At 63.6% G+C, this 22,025-nt stretch carries 17 protein-coding genes; 11 read left to right on the top strand and 6 right to left on the bottom strand.

Annotated features, from left to right (window positions below; translation table 11 throughout):
- Positions 1–164: 164 nt before the first annotated feature.
- The 4 genes from ACQR0U_RS11330 to ACQR0U_RS11315 all read left to right on the top strand — a co-directional run bounded on the left by ACQR0U_RS11330 (position 165) and on the right by ACQR0U_RS11315 (position 5,557).
- Entirely contained in the window at positions 165–1,658 is a 1,494-nt protein-coding gene (locus ACQR0U_RS11330; RefSeq protein WP_434843224.1) for an FAD-linked oxidase C-terminal domain-containing protein, read from the top strand.
- A 1,293-nt stretch (positions 1,659–2,951) separates the two neighbouring features.
- Positions 2,952–3,743 carry a HipA family kinase gene (locus tag ACQR0U_RS11325; RefSeq protein ID WP_434843223.1) on the top strand — a complete coding sequence of 264 codons (792 nt, stop codon included), beginning with the start codon at positions 2,952–2,954 and terminating at the stop codon, positions 3,741–3,743.
- On the top strand, positions 3,740–4,591 hold the full coding sequence (locus ACQR0U_RS11320) for a DUF3037 domain-containing protein (protein WP_434843222.1): 852 nt from the start codon (positions 3,740–3,742) through the stop codon (positions 4,589–4,591). Before ACQR0U_RS11325 ends, ACQR0U_RS11320 begins: the two co-directional genes overlap by 4 nt.
- A gap of 240 nt (positions 4,592–4,831) precedes the next feature.
- Complete coding sequence (locus ACQR0U_RS11315; RefSeq protein WP_434843221.1) at positions 4,832–5,557, top strand: hypothetical protein; 726 nt, start codon at positions 4,832–4,834, stop codon at positions 5,555–5,557.
- Between the two features lie 1,100 nt (positions 5,558–6,657).
- Here ACQR0U_RS11315 and ACQR0U_RS11310 read toward each other — a convergent pair.
- Entirely contained in the window at positions 6,658–6,996 is a 339-nt protein-coding gene (locus ACQR0U_RS11310) for a putative quinol monooxygenase (RefSeq protein ID WP_434843220.1), read from the bottom strand.
- 587 nt (positions 6,997–7,583) lie between these two features.
- Here ACQR0U_RS11310 and ACQR0U_RS11305 point away from each other — a divergent pair.
- From ACQR0U_RS11305 to ACQR0U_RS11290, 4 genes are all read left to right on the top strand, one after another.
- Positions 7,584–8,822 (top strand): FAD-binding protein, encoded by a 1,239-nt coding sequence (locus tag ACQR0U_RS11305; RefSeq protein WP_434843219.1) that lies wholly within the window; start codon positions 7,584–7,586, stop codon positions 8,820–8,822.
- The gene (glcF, locus tag ACQR0U_RS11300; RefSeq protein WP_315825404.1) at positions 8,819–10,141 is read left to right on the top strand and encodes a glycolate oxidase subunit GlcF; all 1,323 of its coding nucleotides are present in this window, start codon (positions 8,819–8,821) and stop codon (positions 10,139–10,141) included. Before ACQR0U_RS11305 ends, glcF begins: the two co-directional genes overlap by 4 nt.
- Before the next feature lie 75 nt (positions 10,142–10,216).
- Positions 10,217–10,672, top strand: a complete 456-nt coding sequence (locus ACQR0U_RS11295) for a hypothetical protein (RefSeq protein WP_434843218.1) — start codon at positions 10,217–10,219, stop codon at positions 10,670–10,672.
- A gap of 488 nt (positions 10,673–11,160) precedes the next feature.
- On the top strand, positions 11,161–12,156 hold the full coding sequence (locus ACQR0U_RS11290) for a TorF family putative porin (RefSeq protein ID WP_315716661.1): 996 nt from the start codon (positions 11,161–11,163) through the stop codon (positions 12,154–12,156).
- A gap of 85 nt (positions 12,157–12,241) precedes the next feature.
- Here the strand turns inward: ACQR0U_RS11290 and ACQR0U_RS11285 are convergent, their stop codons facing one another.
- Positions 12,242–14,002 carry an ABC transporter ATP-binding protein/permease gene (locus ACQR0U_RS11285; protein WP_434843217.1) on the bottom strand — a complete coding sequence of 587 codons (1,761 nt, stop codon included), beginning with the start codon at positions 14,000–14,002 and terminating at the stop codon, positions 12,242–12,244.
- Between the two features lie 322 nt (positions 14,003–14,324).
- On the opposite strand from ACQR0U_RS11285, the gene ACQR0U_RS11280 reads away from it, so the two are divergent.
- Both ACQR0U_RS11280 and ACQR0U_RS11275 read left to right on the top strand, forming a co-directional pair.
- Positions 14,325–15,989, top strand: a complete 1,665-nt coding sequence (locus ACQR0U_RS11280; RefSeq protein WP_434843216.1) for an L-lactate permease — start codon at positions 14,325–14,327, stop codon at positions 15,987–15,989.
- 150 nt (positions 15,990–16,139) lie between these two features.
- Entirely contained in the window at positions 16,140–16,547 is a 408-nt protein-coding gene (locus tag ACQR0U_RS11275) for an META domain-containing protein (protein ID WP_409977975.1), read from the top strand.
- A gap of 337 nt (positions 16,548–16,884) precedes the next feature.
- Here the strand turns inward: ACQR0U_RS11275 and ACQR0U_RS11270 are convergent, their stop codons facing one another.
- From ACQR0U_RS11270 to groES, 3 genes are all read right to left on the bottom strand, one after another.
- Complete coding sequence (locus ACQR0U_RS11270) at positions 16,885–18,075, bottom strand: hypothetical protein (RefSeq protein WP_434843215.1); 1,191 nt, start codon at positions 18,073–18,075, stop codon at positions 16,885–16,887.
- A gap of 140 nt (positions 18,076–18,215) precedes the next feature.
- On the bottom strand, positions 18,216–19,859 hold the full coding sequence (groL, locus tag ACQR0U_RS11265) for a chaperonin GroEL (RefSeq protein ID WP_315716666.1): 1,644 nt from the start codon (positions 19,857–19,859) through the stop codon (positions 18,216–18,218).
- A gap of 121 nt (positions 19,860–19,980) precedes the next feature.
- Entirely contained in the window at positions 19,981–20,277 is a 297-nt protein-coding gene (gene groES / locus ACQR0U_RS11260) for a co-chaperone GroES (protein ID WP_008961387.1), read from the bottom strand.
- Between the two features lie 330 nt (positions 20,278–20,607).
- Between groES and ACQR0U_RS11255 the strand changes: the two genes are divergently transcribed.
- A complete protein-coding gene (locus tag ACQR0U_RS11255) occupies positions 20,608–21,117 on the top strand; it encodes a hypothetical protein (protein ID WP_315716667.1) in 510 nt (169 codons plus the stop codon).
- Positions 21,118–21,229: 112 nt separating this feature from the next.
- Here the strand turns inward: ACQR0U_RS11255 and ACQR0U_RS11250 are convergent, their stop codons facing one another.
- Complete coding sequence (locus tag ACQR0U_RS11250; protein ID WP_315716668.1) at positions 21,230–22,009, bottom strand: protein phosphatase CheZ; 780 nt, start codon at positions 22,007–22,009, stop codon at positions 21,230–21,232.
- Between the last annotated feature and the right edge of the window lie 16 nt (positions 22,010–22,025).

The raw sequence follows: 22,025 nt of genomic DNA, 5'->3' as shown, positions 1-22,025 counted from the left end.
TGGCATGGCCTCAGGCGACGCACAAGCGGGGAAGCACTGAGGCAAATCAGCATAATGGCGGAGCTTGTTGCTCTGCCGCAAACTTCGATGCGGATCCGCTGCCTATCCAAACCGTTTCCGTTGTGATTGATATGCCAGCACAAATCGAGGGCCGGAGGAACGCGATGGCGATCATGATGCCGGAAGCTGATCGGGCGGTGCTGGCGCGCCGCGACGAGATCGTTGCTGCACTGCGCGCGATCGTGCCGGGCGAAGGCGTCATCGACAGCGCCGCCGAGATGCTGCCCTACGAGTCCGACGGGTTGATGGCCTACCGCCAGCCGCCGATGGTCGTGGTTCTGCCGGAGACCACCGCGCAGGTCTCGCAGGTCCTGAAATATTGCCACGGGCAGGGCATCAAGGTGGTTCCGCGCGGCTCGGGCACCTCGCTGTCCGGCGGCGCGCTGCCGCTCGCCGACGGGGTGCTGCTCGGGCTCGGCAAGTTCAAGCGCATCCGCGAGATCGATTTCGACAACCGCGTCGTCGTCACCGAGCCAGGGGTCACCAACCTCGCCATCAGCCAGGCGGTGGCGCATGCCGGCTTCTACTATGCGCCGGATCCGTCGTCGCAGATCGCCTGCTCGATCGGCGGCAATGTCGCCGAGAATTCCGGCGGCGTGCACTGCCTGAAATACGGCATGACCACCAACAACGTGCTCGGCTGCGAGTTCGTGCTGATGACCGGCGAGGTCCTGCGCATCGGCGGCAAGTGCGCCGAGAACGCCGGCTATGACCTGATGGGCCTGATCACCGGCTCGGAGGGCCTGCTCGGCGTGGTTACCGAGGTGACGGTGCGCATCCTGCAGAAGCCGGAGACGGCCCGCGCCCTGATGGTCGGTTTCGCCGAAGTGGAGGCGGCCGGGGAATGCGTCGCGCGCATCATCGGCGCCGGCATCATCCCCGGCGGCATGGAGATGATGGACAAGCCGGCGATCCACGCCGCCGAGGCCTTCGTCCATGCCGGCTATCCGCTCAACGTCGAGGCGCTCCTGATCATCGAGCTCGACGGCCCCGGCGTCGAGGTGGACGAGCTGATCGGCCGCGTCGAGGCCATTGCAAACGCCTGCGGCTCGACCACCTGCCGCATCTCGACCTCGGAGGCCGAGCGCAACCTGTTCTGGGCCGGCCGCAAGGCGGCGTTCCCGGCCGTCGGGCGTATCTCGCCGGACTATCTCTGCATGGACGGCACCATCCCGCGCGGCGCGCTGCCGAAGGCGCTGGCCCGCATCCGCGAGCTCTCGGAGAAGTACCAGCTCGGCTGCGCCAACGTGTTCCATGCCGGCGACGGCAATCTGCATCCGCTGATCCTCTACGATGCCAACAAGCCGGGCGAGATGGAGCGCGCCGAGGCGTTCGGCGCCGACATCCTGCGCTGCTGCGTCGAGCTCGGCGGCGTCCTGACCGGCGAGCACGGCGTCGGCATCGAGAAGCGCGACCTGATGCCGGAGATGTTCACCGAGATCGACCTCAACCAGCAGCAGCGGGTGAAGTGCGCGTTCGACAGCCAGGGTCTGCTCAATCCCGGCAAGGTGTTCCCGACCCTGCACCGCTGCGCCGAGCTCGGCCGCATGCATGTCCACGGCGGCAAGCTGGCGTTTCCCGATCTGCCGAGATTCTGAGGCGCGGACGGGAGAGCAGGGCGGCGTCATCCGACGTCTGCCCGATCAACTACGTCTGCTGGATCTGACGCGAACCTCTCTCCCCGCGTCATTCCGGGGCGCCCGCAGGGCGAGCCCGGAATCCATAGCCACGGGCCGATACGTGAGGCACGCGGGCAGCTCCATCCCGCTCGACCAACATCCGCCTGTGGTTATGGATTCCGGGCTCATCGCTGCGCGATGCCCCGGAATGACGACGAGAGAGTTGTCCTCATCGCATCCATCTCCACTCCGCAGACACACGTCCGCATCCCCGCGGCGCTTGACGCCCGGATCATGCCATCGACATCGCCCTTCGAAGCAAACGAGAGGGCGCGGGGAATGCCGGGTGAAGGCCTCACCCATGGCCCGCCTGCGAAAAAAAATGCAGGCGGCAGGTACCACAGGTTCAGCCGAACAACCGGCATTCCCCGCCCGGCGGTCTTAACGCTTATACGTGATCTCCTCGGGGACCGGCGTTCTTGCCCCCGTCGCCTGCGTGCCCCTATCGGGGCATCGCACGCTTGGCCTCAGCACCGGGAGGCCAGGACCACACGATTTCACGTCCGCATCACAGTCGTTCGTCGGCATGACTGAAGCCACGCTGCGACCCGACACGGCCACCGCATCCCCGCCTCGCATATCGTGACGACCGCGCGTACGCCCCTCTCGGTGAGGCGGGATGGGTGGAGTATGGCATGGTTTTCGAAAAATCGGAAGATTAATTTCTGTTTGCTGGGCGTCTTTTCGCTCGGCGTTGAAAATGCTCACGGAATGAATTTCCTGCGCCACAGTCAGAAGTTGAGATGTGGGCTCAAGCCGGGCGAGCGTGGATTGGAGCCGCTGTAAAACCGGGTGAGCGCTACCGAGCACGCCGCTTCCTGGATTGTCACTTTGATCTTGAAACGAAGATCGTCTTGCAAGTGACCTCGCCTCGAAACTGGCAGCTAGACCTTTTGTTCTTTTTATGTTCTAATATTCACCCGAGGACCTTCAGAGGGTGGTGAGCCCAGGGCGGACTCGGTGTCCGTCCGGGTGGAAATTAATCGCGCGCGAAAGCTCGTGGAGAAGTGCTGCGACCTTTGTCGAACGGCCGGAGCAAGAAACTCTTGTCGGCTCGTGAGCGGCCCGGCCGACGATGCGTGGCCATGAATACGCAGCAGCGGATCTGAGTTGCGAAGCGCGACCGCAACGGCATGGCGCCAGTGAGGGTTGCAACGTCCTGGACTTTCCTACCGCGGATGGGTCACAATCGCCCTAAACGCGGGGGATTTAATGCTAGCGACCGCAACGGCCGCGGAATATGTGCGTCCTATGGACGCGGGCCGGACAAGTCCGCTACTCGTAAATTGCGAGAAGGCCGACGGGGAAATTGTCGCGGTCGTCGCGAAGTTCTCTGAATTTTGTGACCAGAAGGAAGTTCATTTGGCGAGAGAGATAGTGGCGGCGTGTCTTGCAGCCGATCTCGGGCTTCCGATCCCTGTTCCGTTTCTCGTTGCGGTGCCGGGTGGTTGGGCCGACGTCATCCCTGATCCGGTCCGGCAAGCGAAGGTGCGAGCAAGCGGAGGATTCGCGTTCGGTTCATTGCTGGTTACGGGTGGCTATAACGCCTGGACGCCAGATACTCGGATAACGGCCGGGATGATCGATAACGCAACGGCGATCTTTGCCTTTGATGCGATCATTCAAAATTCTGACCGGAGAAGCGAGAATCCGAATTGTCTGGTCCGAGGTGAAGAGATCCGTATTTTCGATCACGAGTTAGCTTTCGCCCACCGCCTAATTCTAGGCTGGCGACCGCCCTGGACGCCCGGAGGCCTTAACTGGATTGAGAGGAAGGGGAGTCATATTTTCCTTGCGGACCTAAAGCGCTCTGGAGCTGATTTTGCCGCTGTCCGAACGAGTTGGTGCGCCATAAGCGACGAGCGACTCGCCGAGTACCGGGCAGCCGTTCCGATGCAGTGGGGCAACATCTCTGCGGACGTCGATTCGGCACTGAAGCTCATTCGTGACGCTCGTGACAATATCGATGGCTGCCTAGACGAAATCAGGCGGATTCTATCATGAAGGAAAAGCAACAATACGGCTTCACGGTCTTGCGCTATGTGCATGACGTCCTGACTGCTGAATTCGTTAATGTAGGCTTGGTCATGTACCTGCCGAAGGATGGTCGTATCCTCGCTAGGACGCGACACACCATGGGCAGGCTCAGGGGGGTGTTTCCTGATCTGGATCGAGCTGCTTTCCTTTCGGCGATGAGAAACGTGAGTAGGGGCTTTCGGAAAATCGCGAGACGAAGACCGGCCGCTGACATGTTCTCCTCCAATCAGTCGGTGCTGACGATTGCAAGGGAGGCCGTTCCGCACGACGATAGTTCGTTGCAATGGTCTTCCGTGGGAGGTGGCTTCACCTCGAATCCCCAAGAAACCTTCGAGCGCCTCTATTATCAGTTCGTCAGTCGTTATGATCAAAAGGCGACTCACCGTCGTACCGATGACGAGGTTTGGCGACCGGTGCTCGTGCGGCTTGCCGAGCTAAATCTCGATAGTAAGCTTCAGGAGAAGGTAATTGCGAGTACCGTCGATGACGTTACCTTCAAGCATGCTTGGAAGAATGGTCAATGGCATGTCTATGAACCTGTTTCCTTCGACCTAGCTGAAGCAGACGGCATAAAAGCTAAGGCGCGCGAGTGGCTCGGGCATCTGTCTGCTGTGGTCGCGGATGGTACGGCGGAGTCCTTCAAGCCGCACTTCTTTGTTGGAGCTCCATCTGAGCCTAAGCTCCACGATGCCTATGAGGCCGCAAAAAAGATACTACGACAAGCGCCCAATAGTCCTGAAGTTTTCGAAGAAAATCAAATTGATGAGTTTGTTGCTCAGATTGAGGATGAAGTCAGGGCGCACTTCCAGCCTTAAAGGTTGAGCGGCTTGTTTTCAGTCAGGAATCGTGCGCTGCCAGTAGTGGAGGGCCGGGGCGACCTTCGAACACCTTCGCTTCTGAATCACGTCGAGCGCGGAAGATTGGGGCGCCGCCGACATTCTGGGTGCTTGCCCGGTTCTGGATCTCATCGGGGGAGGGCGGTGATGTGGGTGTGGATTACTGATAAAATCCGGCGCGGTTGGCGGTTCTTGGTGTCGCTTTTTCGGAGAGAGTCGATGGCGAAGGCGCAGTTCGAGGACATCGAGACGACGCATGGCCATGAGGAAAGGCTACGCGAGGAAAGCCTGGCCCTGGTGCGCGCTGACCCGGAACTGGCGCGACGGCTGGAAATGATACAAAGGCTAATGTCGCTGATCTTTGTCTACACTATCGACCACAAATCTCAATCCGAAGACGAGAATACAATGCAGATGTTGGGCGTACGGCTGTTCAATGCAGCGGCGTCTGGTATCAAGCTTGCTCTTTCCGGCTACTACCAGACTGCATTTCATCAGACGCGCGACATCCTAGAAGTTGGCTACCTTATGGACTATTTCCGCACATCACCGGCGGAACGCGGGGTGTGGAAGAGGGCGGACAGGAAAGAGCGCAGGGAGAAATTCGATCCCGTAAAAATCAGGATTTCGCTAGATGCGCGCGACGGCGACACGACGAAGAAGCGAGCGGAGGAATACAACAAGCTTTCTGAATTGGCGTCTCATGCAAACTACGGAGGTTTCCGCTTAACGAGCCGCGGTCAATTTGCGGAGCTCGGGCCGTTCGTCGATGGAAAGTTTCTGATTGCGTGGCTGGAAGAAATGGTGCTGCGGCTCGGTCCTACGGCGGTTATGTATGCCAATCAATTTTCCAATGCAGATCCGCAACTCGTCCGTTTCTTCCAGGAGGTCGGGACAGAGCTTGTGCAGGGGTACAAGCGCAAACCCCTCTCAGAGGGTGCCTAGAGGCAAGTAGAGGTATTAAATATCCGGGAATTACGGTGACGGTGCATTTTATTAAATGGTTCAGCGGGCGTTGCCACTGAAAAGGCGGCCTCTGAAGGCGCCCACCCCTTTCATCGCGGGAAAGGGACGGGCCGCTCTCCACCTAGTTTTGATCTTGACGGGTTCCCGGACTACGGTGACACCCATTAGCCGGCCGTTCGTCAAGTGGACGCAGAGATTTGTTTTGGCAGCCTACGCTGCCAAAATGCAGCCGATCATCTTCTCTCGCCGTCGGACTTGAACCGCGCCCGTTTCTTCGGTCCTTGATATTGCGGTGACAGTGCATTCAATTCAAAAAGTTCTGAGGCATTCGCCCTACCGACATCTACAAGTGCACTTCCTCCGTAATGCTCTGGATATTACTTGGCGAAAGAAATCTGGTTCTGGAAGCTAAAATGAGCTTACGCGCTTTGGGCCATATGAGGCTTTTTATCCTACTCGTTTTGGGTGGTCTCTATAGCGAGCCCACTCAGGCGGACGAGCAGAAATGTAGTGCGCCTCAGCTTTACGCAAACCTGATGAGATCTGACAGCGAATGGGGGGTTGAGGCAGATCCACTCCCGCCGAAAGCAAGAATGGAGGTGGGGTCGATTGCATTTCAGCCAATTCAACGGCTCTCTTTTCAGAGTGGCGCGATCTGGGTGGCTCCATTCAGAACAGACTTCGAGAAGGCCAGGATTCGAGTGGTGGGTAACGATGTCAGCCTCGATCGAATCCGATTCCAGTATGCACTCGGTCCCGAAATGTGGGAGGCCTTGATGGTGGAGAGGTACGCTCAGCCAACTGTGCAGTTCACACTTTCCGCGCCAGACGGTGAGTGCGGAGCGCGAGCGCTCGTTCTGACAATTGACGGTACGGCGGCTTCTAAACCATTCCCGATCCAGCGGTGGCAGTTCAAACGAAAATAGTGCAATTGCTGCGACGTCCAGTGCACTTAACTCAAGGCGAAGCGCAGCGCCGGACCTTTCCGCTGAATGGCGTCCTCTGACGCGGCCTGTCCCTTCAATAGCAGGAAACGGACAGACCGCTATCCACCCAATCCGATCTCGACGGGTCACGACCTAAATCAGCCCGTACTGCATCCTCTCTCGCCGTGCCAGCAGCGGCAGGGCCTGTCCCGCGATGTAGGTCTTAAAGTGGTCGCTCTCCTGGTGGGCCTTGAACGCCGCCTCGTCGCGGAACAGCTCGTAGAACAGGAACTGCGCCGGGTTGTCCTTGGCGCGGGAGATCAGGAACAACTCGGCGCCGGGCTCGCGCTGCGCCTCGGGGAGGAAGCGCGACAGGATCTCGGCGACGCGGTCGGCTTCGCCGTCCTTGGCCTCCCATTGCGCCACCACCAGCAGGCCGCCGCCGCTGACGGCCTCGCTCACGGTTTTCGTCTCGATTGCATATCCGGTCATCGTGATCGGTCCTTTCGTTGAAGTGCTGCAAGGGCAACGATACCGCAGTTCCTGCACCAAATCCTTCGATGGCGGCCGAAGGATGGATGTGCACATGAGGGGCGTAGGGCGGATTGGCCGAAGGCGTCATCCGCCATATGTCTCGGAAGGGCGGCGGGTTACGCTTCGCTTACCCGCCCTACGGGCTGGGGAGCACGCGATGCCCGGGCTTGTTCCACCTGCGCGGCCCGGCGCCTCGCGGGGCGAAGGCCCGGCATCGACGTCTTTCCTTCTCCGGGTTCGACGACGTGGATGGCCGGGCCTTCGCCGCGCCGAAGCGGCTTCGGCCGCGCAGGCCGGGACAAGCCCGGCCATGACGACGTTGAAACAGCTCGGCCGGACTCTGACGGCGTCATATGCGATGGTCCTGCAGGGCAGCGAGGTCTCGATGCCGCAGAGCACGACGGCGGGGCCATGCAGATCGCGCGTGAACGTTCCGTCGTGGCCGCCCTTGTGTCCGGCCCGCAACGCTTTAGAAGGGCTGCAACGCTGGTGGCCGCGCGTTGCGCTGGGCCGCCGGTCATCATCAACGAGCAAGGCGAGCAGTGGTGGACGCCCTGAAAGTACGCAACGCAGCCGACGTGGAGGAGGTGGTCCGCTCGGCCATCGCCAATGAGCAGCCGCTCGACGTGATCGGCCATGGCTCGAAGCGTGGGATCGGGCAGGTCACCGCGACCAACGCCGTGCTCGACCTCTCGGCGCTGAGCGCGGTCGTCGCCTACGAGCCGAACGAGCTGATCATCACCGCGCAGGCGGGCGCGCCGCTCGCCGACCTCCTGTCGCTGATCGATTCGAAGAGCCAGCAATTCGCGTTCGAGCCGATGGACACGGGGCCGCTGCTCGGGACGACGGGCAGAGGCACGCTGGGCGGGATGATCGCGGCGGGGCTGGCCGGTCCGCGACGCATCCGCGCCGGCGGGGTGCGCGACCACCTGCTCGGGGCGCATGCCGTCTCCGGCTTCGGCGAGAGCTTCAAGACCGGCGGCAAGGTGGTGAAGAACGTCACCGGCTATGATCTCTGCAAGCTGCTGGCGGGCTCCTGGGGCACGCTGGCGGTCATGACCGAGGCGACCCTGAAGGTGATGCCGCGGCCGGAGGCGGAGCGCAGCCTGGTGCTGCGCGGGCTCGACGACCTCAAGGCCAACCGGGCCATGACGGCGGCGCTCGGCTCGCCGTTCGATGTGTCCGGAGCCGCGCATCTGCCGGCCTCGACGTTGCGGCCGGAGGTCGCCGGGCTGAGCCCGACCGGCTCGCCGCGCGAGGCGGTCACGGTGATCAGGCTGGAGGGCATCACGGCCTCCGCGGCGCATCGGGCGGCGTCGCTCGCCAGGCAGCTCGCGGCCTTCGGTGCGGCCGAGATCATCGCGGACGACGCCTCCGCCGATGTCTGGAGCGCCGTCCGCGACGTGCTGCCGTTCGCGGCCGACGGGCCGCTCGGGGCCTGGACGGTGTGGCGGATCGTCTGCCCGCCGGTGTCGGGCGGCGCCATCGGGCAGGCCCTGACGCGCCAGACCGGCGGCGAGGTGATCTATGACTGGGGCGGGGGGCTGATCTGGGCCGCGCTGCCGCCGCAGCCCGATGCGTCCGCGGGGCTGGTGCGCAAGCAGGCCGAGGCCGTCGGCGGCCACGCCACCCTGCTGCGCGCCTGGGACGAGATGCGTCTGGCGGTCGACGTCTTCCACCCGCAGCCGCCGGGTGTCGCCGCGCTGGAGGAGCGGGTGCGCGTCTCCTTCGATCCCAAGACCATTCTCAACCGCGGCCGTATCCGGCGGAGCGTTGCGCCATGAAGACCGAGTTCACTTTGGCGCAGCTCGCCGATCCCGACATCGCGGTCGCCGACAAGATCCTGCGCGCCTGCGTGCATTGCGGCTTCTGCACCGCGACCTGTCCGACCTACGTGCTGCTCGGTGACGAGCTCGACAGCCCGCGCGGGCGCATCTACCTGATCAAGCAGATGCTCGAGAAGGATCAGGCCCCGACCGCCGACGTGGTCAAGCACATCGACCGCTGCCTGTCGTGCCTGTCCTGCATGACGACCTGCCCGTCGGGCGTCCACTACATGCATCTGGTCGATCAGGCGCGGGTGCGAATCGAGCAGCGCTACCAGCGCCCGCTGACCGACCGGTGGCTCCGCGCCGTGCTCGCCTATGTGCTGCCGCGGCCGCGCGAGTTTCGGCTGGCGATGACCCTGGCGCGGCTCGGCCGGCCGTTGAAGGCGCTGCTGCCGGCGTCCTCCGCGTCGCGAACACCTGCGCCGGGTCTGCTGCGGCGCGTCAGGGCGATGCTCGACCTGGCGCCTGCCGCGGCGCTGCCGCCGCCGGGGCCGGCGGGCGGCAGCGTGTTCGCGGCGCAGGGCGCGCGGCGCGGCCGCGTGGCGCTGCTGCAGGGCTGTGCGCAAGCGGCGCTGGCGCCGCGCATCAACCAGGCCGCGATCAGCGTCCTGACGCGGCACGGCGTCGAGGTCGTGCTGGTCAGGGACGAGCAATGCTGCGGTGCGCTGACCCACCACATGGGGCAGGATGCCGACGCGCTGGCGCGGGCGCGCGCCAATGTCGACGCGTGGACCGCGGAGATGAAACGCGGCGGTCTCGACGCCATCCTGGTGACGACCTCGGGCTGCGGCACCGTCATCAAGGACTACGGACACATGCTGCGCGAAGACCCGCAATATGCGGCGGCCGCGGCCGCCGTGTCGGCGATGGCGAAGGACATCACCGAGTATCTCGCCGGTCTCGAACTGGCCTCCGCCTCTCGGCGCGACGACATCGTCGTCGCCTATCACTCGGCCTGCTCACTGCAACATGGGCAGAAAATCACGAGCATTCCGAAAGAATTGCTTTCCAAGTCCGGATTCGTGGTGAAAGATATACCGGAGAGTCATTTGTGTTGCGGTTCGGCGGGGACCTACAACATTCTCCAGCCTGACATCGCGATGAAGCTGCGCGATCGCAAGGTCGCCAACATCGCGACCGTCAAGCCGAATGTGATCGCGGCGGGCAATATCGGCTGCATGATGCAGATTGCCAGCGGCACCTCTGTCCCCGTCGTGCACACCGTTGAGCTTCTCGACTGGGCGACGGGCGGTCCGCGGCCAGGAATGATTTGACGGATGGGCGCGTGCTGACTGCCGGCCCGTCCCGCCGGACGAGCTGATCGAACGGCGGCAACTGGAGGGTTTCTGATGGCGAAGGACAAGAAGGCGAAGAAGGACAAGAAAGAAAAGAAGAAGCTGATGGCGCAGGCCAAGTCAGCGAAGAAGGCGACGAAGAAGTCCGCCAAGAAGGCTGCGAAGAAGTCTGCACCGAAGTCCGCGAAAAAGGCCGCCAAGAAGGCTGCCAAGGCGCCCGCCAAGAAGGCGAAGAAGACCGTGAAGGCCGCGGCGAAGAAGGCGGCCAAGGCGCCTGCCAAGAAGGCTGCTGCGAAGAAGGCTCCCGCCAAGAAGGCCAAGACGTCGGCCGCAAAGGCTCCCGCCGCGCCGAAGAAGAAGGCCGCCAAGAAGCGGGCTCCCAAGATGGCTCCGCTGGTCGAGACCCCGGCGGTAAACGAGACCGAATCGGCTGCCGAGACCAGCTGGGCGATGCCGAGCGCGGCACCCGAGGAGCACGAAGACGGCGAGGGGACCGCCCCCGGAAACTGATCTTTCCGGTCCGGATCGTTCTCACCACCAGACGAATTCACATCGGGAGGCCGCGGCGGCAACGCTGCGGCCTTCTCGTTTGTTGCCGGCGCCTGTCGTCTGGCTTCTGTCGTCTGCGTCGGCTGTCCTAATTGCCGATGGATCTGTTCGTCGGAGCCGTCGCCCCGCAGATCTACGGCCGGGCGAATCCGACCTCGCTACGCCGTGTCGTTTTGCTTGGGACACCACGATTCCAGCGCGTCGGCCCAACCGAATGTGCGTCCTGGCGTGCGTTCGGACACGGGGATTTGTTGTTCAAATGCAACACGCGCTGACTACCTGCCGTAGAATTGTCAAAACGCCCAAAAAGGCGGCAGATGCCGCGCTTTTTTGCTTCACGTGCGGCGAGACCCTGGCACAAATTGTGTCTGGATGACGCAGCCGGTCTTGTTTGCGCCCTGGGGGGCCAAGGTGGGGCAGGCTTTTCGAAATAGGTAATGGGGATCGTCATGAAGAAGTGGGCTTTGCTGGCAACGGCGCTGGCAATGGTTTCGGGATCGGCTTCGGCGGCGGACATGGCGGTCAAGGCCTACAAGGCTCCGCCTCCGGTCGCGTTCGATCCCTGGGATATCGCGTTCGGCGCGGCGATCATGAACGACTACGTCTTCCGTGGCGTCACCCAGTCGAACCACAAGCCGTCGGTGGCCGCCTATTTCGAGCCGCGCTTCAACGTCAACAAGGACCTGCAGTTCTACGTCGGCGTCGCCGGCGAGAGCATTTCCTTCCCGAACCGCGCTGCTGCCGAGATCGACATCTACGGCGGTGTCCGCCCGACCTTCGGCGCCTTCGCCTTCGACATCGGCGTCTGGGGCTATCTGTATCCGGGCGGGACCTGCTATTACGGCGGTGGCGCCACGACGGACTTCGCCGGCCGCGCCCTGAGCGCCGAGTGTCAGGCCAACACCCTGACCAACCTCAACGTGATGAAGAAGGACGTCTCGTTCTTCGAAGTCTACGGCAAGATGAACTACACGGTGAACGATAACTGGACGTTCGGCATCACCGAGTTCTACTCGCCGAGCTTCCTGAACACCGGCGCCTGGGGCAACTACGCATCGGTCACCGGCAAGTGGACCGCGCCCAGCACCACCTTCGGCTCCAGCGGCGTCGGCATGTATGTGTCGGGTGAGTTCGGCCGCCAGTGGTTCGGCACCTCCGACTCGTTCTACGGCACGGCCGCCTTCCCGAATGGTATCAAGTATGCCGACTACAACACCTGGAACATCGGTGTCGGCTTCACCTACAAGGTGTTCACGCTGGACCTGCGCTACTCCGACACCAACCTCTCCAAGGGTGATTGCAACGCCTTCACCAGCGACTTCACCGGCAGCGGCACGACCAACGTGACCGCGATCAACCCGACCGGCGTCGGCTCGAAGTGGTGCGGCGCGACCGGCATCGCCAAGCTCTCGGTCGACCTGACGGCGATGACCAACCTGAAGTAATCACCGCAAGGCGGATCGAACTCATCACGAAGGGCGGCAGAGCAATCTGCCGCCCTTCTGCTTTGCTAGCGCAGCGGCGCTCGCGTCAGCTGCCTCCATCCGCGGTCGCGTCGGCCGCCTGTCCGGCCGGCCGCAGCGAGAACCGGTCGCCATCCCGAATCAGCTCGACCTTCCGATCGTGAAACTCGTGCAGGGTCGAGCGGTGGCCGATCGAGACGACGGTGGTCTGCGGCAGCCGTTCGGCGATGACCCGATAGAGCCTGGCTTCGCTCGGCTCGTCGAGCGAGGCCGTGGCCTCATCGAGGAAGAGATATTGGGGCGCGTGCAGCAGCGCGCGGGCAATTCCGAGCCGCTGCTGCTCGCCGAGCGACAGCATCCGGTTCCAGTGCGAGTCCTCGTCCAGGCGGTCCGCCAGTTGCGGCAGACCGACGGCCACCAGCGCCTCCCTGACCTGCTCGACGCTGAAAGCGTCCGCCGCCGCGGGATAGACGATCGCCGCCTTGAGCGCGCCGATCGGGAAGTAGGGCCGCTGCGGCAGCATCATCAGCTTGGCATGCGAGGGCACGCTGATGGCGCCGCTGCCGAACGGCCAGACGCCGGCGATGGCGCGGAACAAGGTCGATTTGCCGGCGCCGGAGGGCCCGGTCAGCAGCGTGCGCTCGCTGCTCTTGATGCTGAAGCCATCGGCCGCGATCAGCGGCAGGCCGTTCGGCAGCTTCAGGAGCAGCTGGGCGAGATCGATGCTGTCGCCGGCATGGCTGACGACGTCGATCGTCTGCGGCTCGGCCGAGAGCGACGTTGCACTGTCGATCGACATGTCGAATCCGTCGAGCCGGGCAACCGTCGAGCGCCAGTCGGCGAGCGTCCGATAGGCCGTGACGAAGAACGATAGTGCACCTTGCACGCTCGAGAAGGCCGAGGCCGTCTGCATCAGGCTGCCCAGCTGGACCTTCTTGCTGAAATAGGCCGGTGCGACCAGGAGATAGGGAAAGATCACGGCGGCCTGCGAATAGCTGCTCGTGAACGCCGTCAGCCGTTTTGTCCGGCTCATGATTTGATACCAGTTGCCGACCACGCTGCCGAACCGGTTCAACAGCAGGCTCTGCTCGGCGCCTTCACCGCGCAGCACTGCGATCTGCTCGGAGTTCTCTCGAACCCGGACTAGGCTGAAACGGAAATCGGCTTCGAAGCGCTGCTGTTCGAAATTGAGATTGACGAGCGGCGAGCCGATCCAGTGCGTCAGCACAGTGCCGAGGGTCGCATAGAGCAGGGCGGCCCAGACCAGATAGCCGGGAACCGGATATTCGATGCCGAACAGCGTGAGCGGGGCCGCTTCGGACAGGCCCCAGAGAATGACCACGAACGAGGCCAGCGTCACGACCGAGCTCAATAGTCCGACGGTGATGGCGAGCGTCTGCTCGATGAACTGCTTGACGTCCTCGGCGATGCGCTGGTCGGGATTGTCTGCGGCGTCGCCCTTGAGCTGCATGCGGTAGTGATTGGCGCCGCTGAGCCAGCGGCGGAGATAGGTCTCGGTCATCCACTGCCGCCAACGGATCTGCAGCCACTGGTTGAGATAAAGCTGATAGATCGACAGGACGATGAAGCTCGTGGCGAGCACCACGAAGACGCCGATCTCCCAGATGAAGCTCTCCCAATTGTATTCCTGCAACGCGTTGTAGAACCGGTTCTGCCACTGGTTCACCATCACGTCGATCGCGACCCGCGCCAGTTCGATAGCGATGACGGCGGCGAGCAGGACGCGGCCGGCGACCTTGTCCTCGGAGCGGAAGTAGGGAATGGCGATCCGCCAGACGGTGGCGACGGTCGAGCGCAGATTGTTCACAGAGGGGCTGCTCCTGAGAAAAGGTCTTAACAGGCTGGCGAAAAACGAGAAAATCGCTGGTGTCGCCGCCTGCCTAGACTAAAGTCGTAATCTGGCGGGTGGCCGCCGGCTTGTCGGTCGCGTGTGACAAACCGTAGCATGGGGCAGGGGAGAGGGACTGCGACCGCCGCCAGATTTCGCGAGAATTTGAGCAGAGTTGGGCGTTGCCGGTTTTGTGATCTGCTTTTCCGACCTGTGCCAGGCTTGGGGGCCCGGGCGAGCAGACCTGATCCGTCCCGCCGGCCTCAGGTCCAACAACAAGAACGTGGGGGGAGAAGTCACGATGTGGAATCAAATCTACGACCCGTTGGGGAGCCCGGCGCTGTCGACGCTGGCCGCCGCCGTCCCGGTGGTGACGCTGCTGGTGCTGATCGCCAGCGGCAAGGTCAAGGCACACATCGCGGCGATCATCGCCGTGATCCTGACCAACCTGATCACGATCTTCGTCTTTACGATGCCGGCCAACATGTCGCTGCGCGCGACGTTTCTGGGCGTCATCACCGGGTTCTTTCCGATCGGCTGGATCGTCCTGAACGTCATCTTCCTCTACCAGGTCACGGTTTCCACCGGACGGTTCGAGCTTCTGAAGCGCGCCATCGGTGGCGTCACGGAGGACCGGCGGCTGCAACTGTTGCTGGTCGCCTTCTCCTTCGGCGCGTTCTTCGAGGGCGCGTCCGGCTTCGGCACCCCGGTGGCGATCACCGGTGCCGTGCTGATCGGTCTCGGCTTCTCGCCGCTCGCGGCCTCCGGCCTGTCGCTGATCGCCAACACCGCCCCGGTCGCCTATGGCGCGCTTGGCACGCCGATCCAGGGCCTCGCCTCGGTCACCGGTCTCGACCCTTACATCCTCGGCGCGATGGTCGGCCGGCAGCTGCCGGTGTTCTCGCTGATCGTGCCGTTCTGGGTGATCTGGGCGTTCGCGGGCTGGAAGGGCATGAAGGACATCTGGCCGGCGATCCTGGTCACCGGCGTCTCCTTCGCGGTGCCGCAATTCCTGATCTCGAACTACATCAATCCGTGGATCGTCGACATCGGCGCCTCGCTGATCTCGATGGGCGCGCTGATCCTGTTCCTGAAGGTCTGGCAGCCAAGGCAGCTGTGGCTGTCGCCAGCGTTGCGCGGGCGTGACGAATCGGCCGCCACGATGACGGCGGCGAAGCCGCTGGACCGCACGCCGCTGACGCAAGCCGAGCTCTGGGGCGCGCTGCTGCCCTGGATCATCGTCTGCGTCATCATGCTGATCTGGGGCAACGGCGCCTTCAAGGCCTGGGCGAACTCGATCTTCACCTGGAACTATCCGGTGCCCGAGCTCGACAAGCTGATCAACAAGATGCCGCCGGTGGCTGCGAAGCCGACGCCGGAAGGCGCGGTGTTCTCGTTCACCTACCTGACCTTCACCGGCACCGGCATGCTGATCGCCGCGATCATCTCCGGCTTCCTGATGGGTGTCGGACCGGGCAAGCTGATCGCGGAATACGGCCGCACCATCCGTCTCTGCGCGATCTCGCTGATCACGATCTCGGCGATGCTCGCGATCGGCACGCTGACCCGGCTGTCCGGCGTCGATGCCACGCTCGGCTTGGCCTTCGCTGCGACAGGCGTGCTCTATCCGTTCTTCGGCACCTTGCTCGGCTGGTTGGGCGTGGCGCTGACGGGATCGGATACGGCCTCGAACGTGCTGTTCGGAAACCTGCAGAAGATCACCTCCGAGCAGCTCGGCCTGTCCCCTGTCCTGATGGCGGCCGCCAACTCCTCCGGCGGTGTCATGGGCAAGATGATCGATGCGCAGTCGATCGTCGTCGCCTCGACCGCCACCAACTGGTACGGCCACGAGAGCTCGATCCTGCGCTACGTCTTCCTGCATTCGATCGTGCTGGCCTGTCTGGTCGGCCTGTTCGTCACCTTGCAGGCCTATGTCTATCCGTTCACGGCGATGGTGCTGAAGTAGCAACACCGGCAGCGACAAAAGCCCCGCGCCGTAGCTGCGGCGCGGGGCTTGCTATGTTTGGAACACATTTGTGCGGGAGCCGTGCTGGCGGTCGCCGGGCCGATCGCTTAAGAGGCGAGCCCTGCACGTGATGATGTGTCGAGAGGAACGATGCGAGTAGTGAAGCGAGCTTGCGCCAAACTGGCTGCGGCCCTGTTGATGTCGGCTGTGCCCCTTGCCGCCGCCTCGGCGGAGGAATTTCCCTTCGGCATGGAGATGACGCTGGATGCGCTGCCGCAGCCGGGCTCGAAGCGGGTGCCGGATCTCGACATCGGCGACAACGGTGATGCTGTGCTCGAGCTGTGGTGCAAGGGCGGCAAGGGGCAGTTCTCGGTCGCCGGCAACACCATCGTGTTCATCGCCGGCAAGATCGAGGACCGCAACTGCCCGGCGGCGCGCGCGCAGGCCGACGACGAACTGATCGCGGCGCTGAGCGCGGTGACGAACTGGAAGCGTCAGGGCGACCTGATCATCTTCATCGGACCGAAGACGCTGCGCTTCCGGCTCAACACCAATTGAGCCGAGACGGCCGTATCGAAAGTCCTAGTCTTGGTCACATCGATATATCGGCATGTGGATATCGCTGTCATGGTCCGGCTCCTGGTCCCGCTTCATGCACGTTCGCGATTCCGCAGCACGCAGCTTTGAGCTCAGCCCCGCTGTCACCCTCCCCTGGAGGGGGAGGGTCGCCTCTCATGAGCGCAGCGAATGGGAGGCGGGGTGGGGTGATCTCTCCACGTGCCCCGGTGCCCGCGGCGTCACCCCACCCCGCTCGCCCGCTTCGCGCGCGATCGACCCTCCCCCTCCAGGGGAGGGTGGCATCTGAGATCGCGGCGCCATGCCGTCATGGCTCGCCTTACTTCCAGACCGAGTTGTCCGCATCCCAGCGCTTGGCCTTGAAGGCCTTCGCCAGCTCGTCGATGGCGCCGCCATCATCCCGCGTGTCGCCTTCCTCGTCGCCCGAGGATTCGTCCGACAGGATCAGCTTGGCGCTCGAGGCCTCATCGATGGTGGTCGTCGTCGGGCTGCTGATCCACAGCATCAGCGCGTCGGCGCCGCCCGGCTTGTCCGCCGAGACGAGGCCGGTGACCTCGATGACGTCGGTCAGCTCGAGCACCGGCATCAGCTGGCTCGGCCGCTTCAACGTCAGCTTCAGCTTGCCGCTGACCGGATTCCACGCCGCACTCGTCGGCTTGGCATTGTAGGTCTTGGCCAGCACGTCGGAGATGGCGCCCGCCAGCTTGTCCTTGTTGATCTTGTCACCGTCGCGCCAGTCGGCCGCCGCAAAGCGGATGGTGCGGTCCATCTCGACCGTGCCGGCGGTCCAGCCGGCGGTGACGACGCCGTTCATGGTCCGCGCCTTCGCGATCAGCGCGCCGGCTCGTTCGGGGTCGACGGTCATGCTGATGGTCTGCTCGCCCGCGCGCAGTGCGTCGCAGCTCACGATGAGGCTCGACAGCGAAACTTCGACGTTCTCGCCCTTCAGGCTCTTGAGGAAATCGGTCACCGCGTCGAGCTTGAGCCGGACCGAGATCGCCTCGGGCGAGACGTCAGTGAAGTCCTTCGGCTGGGCGCTGATGCCGTCGTCGCTCGACTGGCTCTCCTGGAACTCTTTCTCGCTGACGTCGGAATTGTCGGTCGACGCCACCTCGGTGACGGTCTTGCCGATCGCGATCTGTCCGCGGAACTCGAACGTGTCGCCGGTCGGCTTGCGATTCAGCTTCACCGTGACCGGCTCCTTGGCGCCGTTGCTCTGGGTCGCACCGGTCAAGGTCTGGCCATTGACGGTGAGGCTGACCACGAAGCGGTCCTTGCGATCCGAATTCTTTGCGACGGGATAGCAGACGTCGAGCGTGGCGGCGGTGACGGTCTTGCCCTGGCGCGTCTCCTTCAGGATCACGTCGGCATTGCCGTCCATCAGGCCGTCGATCGCGGTAAAATACCGAGTCTCGTTGGCGGGGGCCTTGGTCCCGCTCTTGCTCTGGGCCCAACCGAGTTCCGGCGCGGCCGCTGCAATCACGGCCAGCGCAAGCAAAATCGCGCGCATCTGAAAATCCTTGTGGGAGCAGAATCGGCTTTAAGCTGTAGCGCCGATTTGCGGTCGCTGCACCCCCGGTGCGGACACTCGGCCAAAAAGAAGGCCGCCCGGAGGCGGCCTTCCTGAATGTGAGATGTCGAAAGCAGGGCTCAGAAGCCCATGCCGCCCATGCCACCCATGCCGCCGCCGGCCGGCATCGCCGGAGCAGCATCCTTCGGCAGCTCGGCGACCATGGCCTCGGTGGTGACCAGGAGGCCTGCGACCGACGAGGCGTCCTGCAGCGCGGTGCGGACCACCTTGGCCGGGTCGATGATGCCCTTGGCGACCATATCGACATAATCCTCGGTCTGCGCGTCGAAGCCGAACGTCTCGGACTTCTCGTCCAGGATCTTGCCGACCACGATCGAACCTTCGACGCCGGCGTTCTCGGAGATCTGGCGAATCGGAGCCTCGAGCGCCTTCAGCACGATGTTGATGCCGGCCTGAACGTCCGAATTGGCGTTGGTGATGCGGCCGACGGCCTTCTTGGCGCGCAGCAGCGCCACGCCGCCACCAGGGACGATGCCTTCCTGCACCGCAGCGCGGGTCGCGTTGAGGGCGTCCTCGACGCGGTCCTTCTTCTCCTTGACCTCGATCTCGGTCGCGCCGCCGACGCGGATCACCGCGACGCCGCCGGCGAGCTTGGCCAGACGCTCCTGCAGCTTCTCACGGTCGTAGTCCGAGGTGGTCTCCTCGATCTGCGCCTTGATCTGGCCGACGCGCGACTCGATGTCGGCCTTCTTGCCGGCGCCGTTGACGATCGTGGTGTTCTCCTTGTCGATCACGACCTTCTTGGCGCGGCCGAGCATCTTGATCGTGACGTTCTCGAGCTTCATGCCGAGATCTTCCGAGATCAGCTGACCACCGGTCAGGATCGCGATGTCCTCGAGCATGGCCTTGCGGCGATCACCGAAGCCCGGCGCCTTGACGGCGGCGACCTTGAGGCCGCCGCGCAGGCGGTTGACGACCAGCGTCGCCAGCGCTTCGCCCTCGACGTCCTCGGCGATGATCAGCAGCGGGCGGCCCGACTGCACCACGGCTTCGAGCACCGGCAGCATGGCCTGCAGGCCCGACAGCTTCTTCTCGTGCAGGAGCACGTAGACGTCGTCCAGCTCGGCGGTCATCTTCTCGGCATTGGTGACGAAGTAGGGCGAGAGATAGCCCCGGTCGAACTTCATGCCTTCGACGATGTCGACCTCGGTATCGAGCGACTTGTTCTCCTCGACCGTGATGACGCCCTCGTTGCCGACCTTCTGCATCGCCTGGGCGATCATCTTGCCGATCGCGGCGTCGCCGTTGGCGGAGATGGTGCCGACCTGGGCGACCTCGGAGGACGAGGCGACCGGCTTGGCGCGCTTCTCGATGTCCTTGATCACGGCGGCCACCGCGATGTCGATGCCGCGCTTGAGGTCCATCGGGTTCATGCCGGCGGCAACCGCCTTGGCGCCCTCGCGCACGATGGCCTGGGCCAGCACGGTCGCGGTGGTGGTGCCGTCACCGGCGGTGTCGTTGGTCTTGGAGGCGACCTCGCGCAGCATCTGCGCGCCCATGTTCTCGAACTTGTCCTCCAGCTCGATCTCCTTGGCGACGGTGACGCCGTCCTTGGTGATGCGCGGAGCGCCGAAGCTCTTCTCGATGACGACATTGCGGCCCTTCGGGCCGAGCGTCACCTTGACGGCGTTGGCGAGAATGTCGACGCCGCGCAGCATGCGGTCGCGTGCGTCGCCGGCGAATTTGACGTCCTTGGCTGCCATTTCAGAATTCTCCTGGAGTAGACCTCGACGGCGAGGGGCGTGATCGCCCGTCTGTCGCCGGAACGAGGTTGCAGAGCATTTTCGCCCGGGGCGGCTGATCGCCGCCCCCGACAGGTCGGGATCAGGCGACGACGCCCATGATGTCGGACTCCTTCATGATCAGGAGTTCCTCGCCGTCCAGCTTGACCTCGGTGCCGGACCACTTGCCGAACAGCACGCGGTCGCCGACCTTGACGTCGATCGGGATCAGCTTGCCGCTCTCGTCGCGGCCGCCCGGGCCGACGGCGACGACTTCGCCCTGCGAGGGCTTTTCCTTGGCGCTGTCGGGAATGATGATGCCGCCCTTGGTCTTCTCTTCGGCGTCGATGCGCTTAACCACGACGCGGTCGTGCAGGGGACGAAACTTCGATTTGGCCATGACGGATCCCTTTTGGGGTGCTTGGATAAGTGTTGCTGTCGGAGGAAATCTGAATGCGGCCACATTGAACGCCCACTTGGCGCCAACTGGCTCGCAGCCTTAGCAATCCCGCCCTCCGAGTGCTAAAGACCGCTCGGGGAAATATGGCTTGCGGCTGTTCCTGTCAAGCAACGGCCAGCCGTTAAGCCGTTCTTGAGGCTGTTAGGGGATGTTGTCCCGGGCCAGACATGTTAGTGGAGCGGCGTCGTCATCCGACGTCATTGCTCTGACGAGCGTTTTGCGCTTGGTTGCCGGACGGGGCAGCCATGATCTTGTTCCTAAGGGGATGCCATGACGAGTTCACGGTGCGCGCGGCCGGTTGCCAATCTCGCGATCGCGTCAGCGCTCACGATGCTTCTGGGAGCGTGCACGGGCTTCAGCCTGTCGCCGTCGACCCCCATGCAGCAGACCGAGGCGCCGGTCGAGCCCGAGGTGCCGGCCACGATTCGCGCCGAGGATCTCGTGGGCAAATGGGGGCTTGCCGCCTACAACAACCCGAATGACCGCCCGCGCACCGAAAAGATGGCTTTGGCGCAGTGCAAACAGCCCTACGTCATCGGGGCAGGCACGTCCGGTGGTGTCGTGATGCACCTGGCCGACCAGGCGACTCCCCAGGAACTGCGCTTGAAGGGATCGGCCAGCGGCAAGAACTACATCGGCCCGGCCGGACCGCCCGGCGGCGAGCAGGACCGCGAGGTCGTCTCCTTCGACGGCCGTGTGCTGATCACCCGCTTCGTCGACAAGGATGCGGCGACCCGTTACCAGACGATGGTCTACGTCCGCTGCGGACCGCGCGCCTGAGATCCGGGCGAACATCCCGCAAAGGTCGAGAGTCGAACGAAAAACGCCGGCGATAGCGCCGGCGTTCCTGTATGGTGACGTTGCCTGGAGCGGTCGCTGGGACTGGCCGAGGTCAGTTGAACATCGCGTCGATGTCGTCCTGCGAAGCGTGGCCGACGTCGCCTTCCGCCTTCGGGCCGTTCAGCAGCCGGGCGTCGCCCTCGCGGTGGTCGACGATCGGCGGCGTATGCGCCTTGATGGCGTCGACGCCGCCCCAGATGTCCATCATCACCACGATGTGGTGCTCGATGAACTTCATCGTGGTCATGACCTTGTTGATGCGCTGACCGGTCAGGTCCTGGAAGTTGCAGGCCTCGAAGATCGAGACCACGCGCTCCTGGATCTCTTCGCTCAGGATCTTCTGCTGGTCGGCCGAGTCCACCTTGGACAGCGCGCTGGCGGCCTGGTCGATCGCCTCCGCGGCTTCCAGGATCTGCTGCGTCGCCTGCTCGGTGCCGCCGACGACCGCGCCGAGCTCGCCGTTGACCTTGGCCATCTCCTCGCCGTTGAAGCTCTTGGCATGGAGGGTCGCGATCTCGCCCTTGGTGCGGTTGATCGCGTCGTGGATCAGGTCGAGCTCGACCTTGAGCTTTTCGCACTGCTCGATCTGGGCGCGATAGGTCTCGAGCAGCGCGCGCGCTTCGGCGACCTCGCGTGCGGCGGACTCTTCGATGGCGGCGTTTGCCGTGTTGCTGCCGCCGCTGCGGATCGCATTGGCCATCTGGGAGCGGATCGCGCGCAGCTCGTCCATGATTTCCTTGTGGTTGGGGCCGATCTCGCCGCCCACGAATTCAGGCTCCGGCATATGGCCGACGATTGCTTCTTCGATACGGAAACGCTTGCGAACAGCCATGATAGTATCCCTGACC

This window comes from Bradyrhizobium sp. HKCCYLRH3097 (assembly GCF_051167875.1).
Lineage (GTDB): Bacteria > Pseudomonadota > Alphaproteobacteria > Rhizobiales > Xanthobacteraceae > Bradyrhizobium.
Note: the sequence above shows the minus strand (reverse complement) of the source record. Positions and strands in the feature narration are given on the sequence as shown.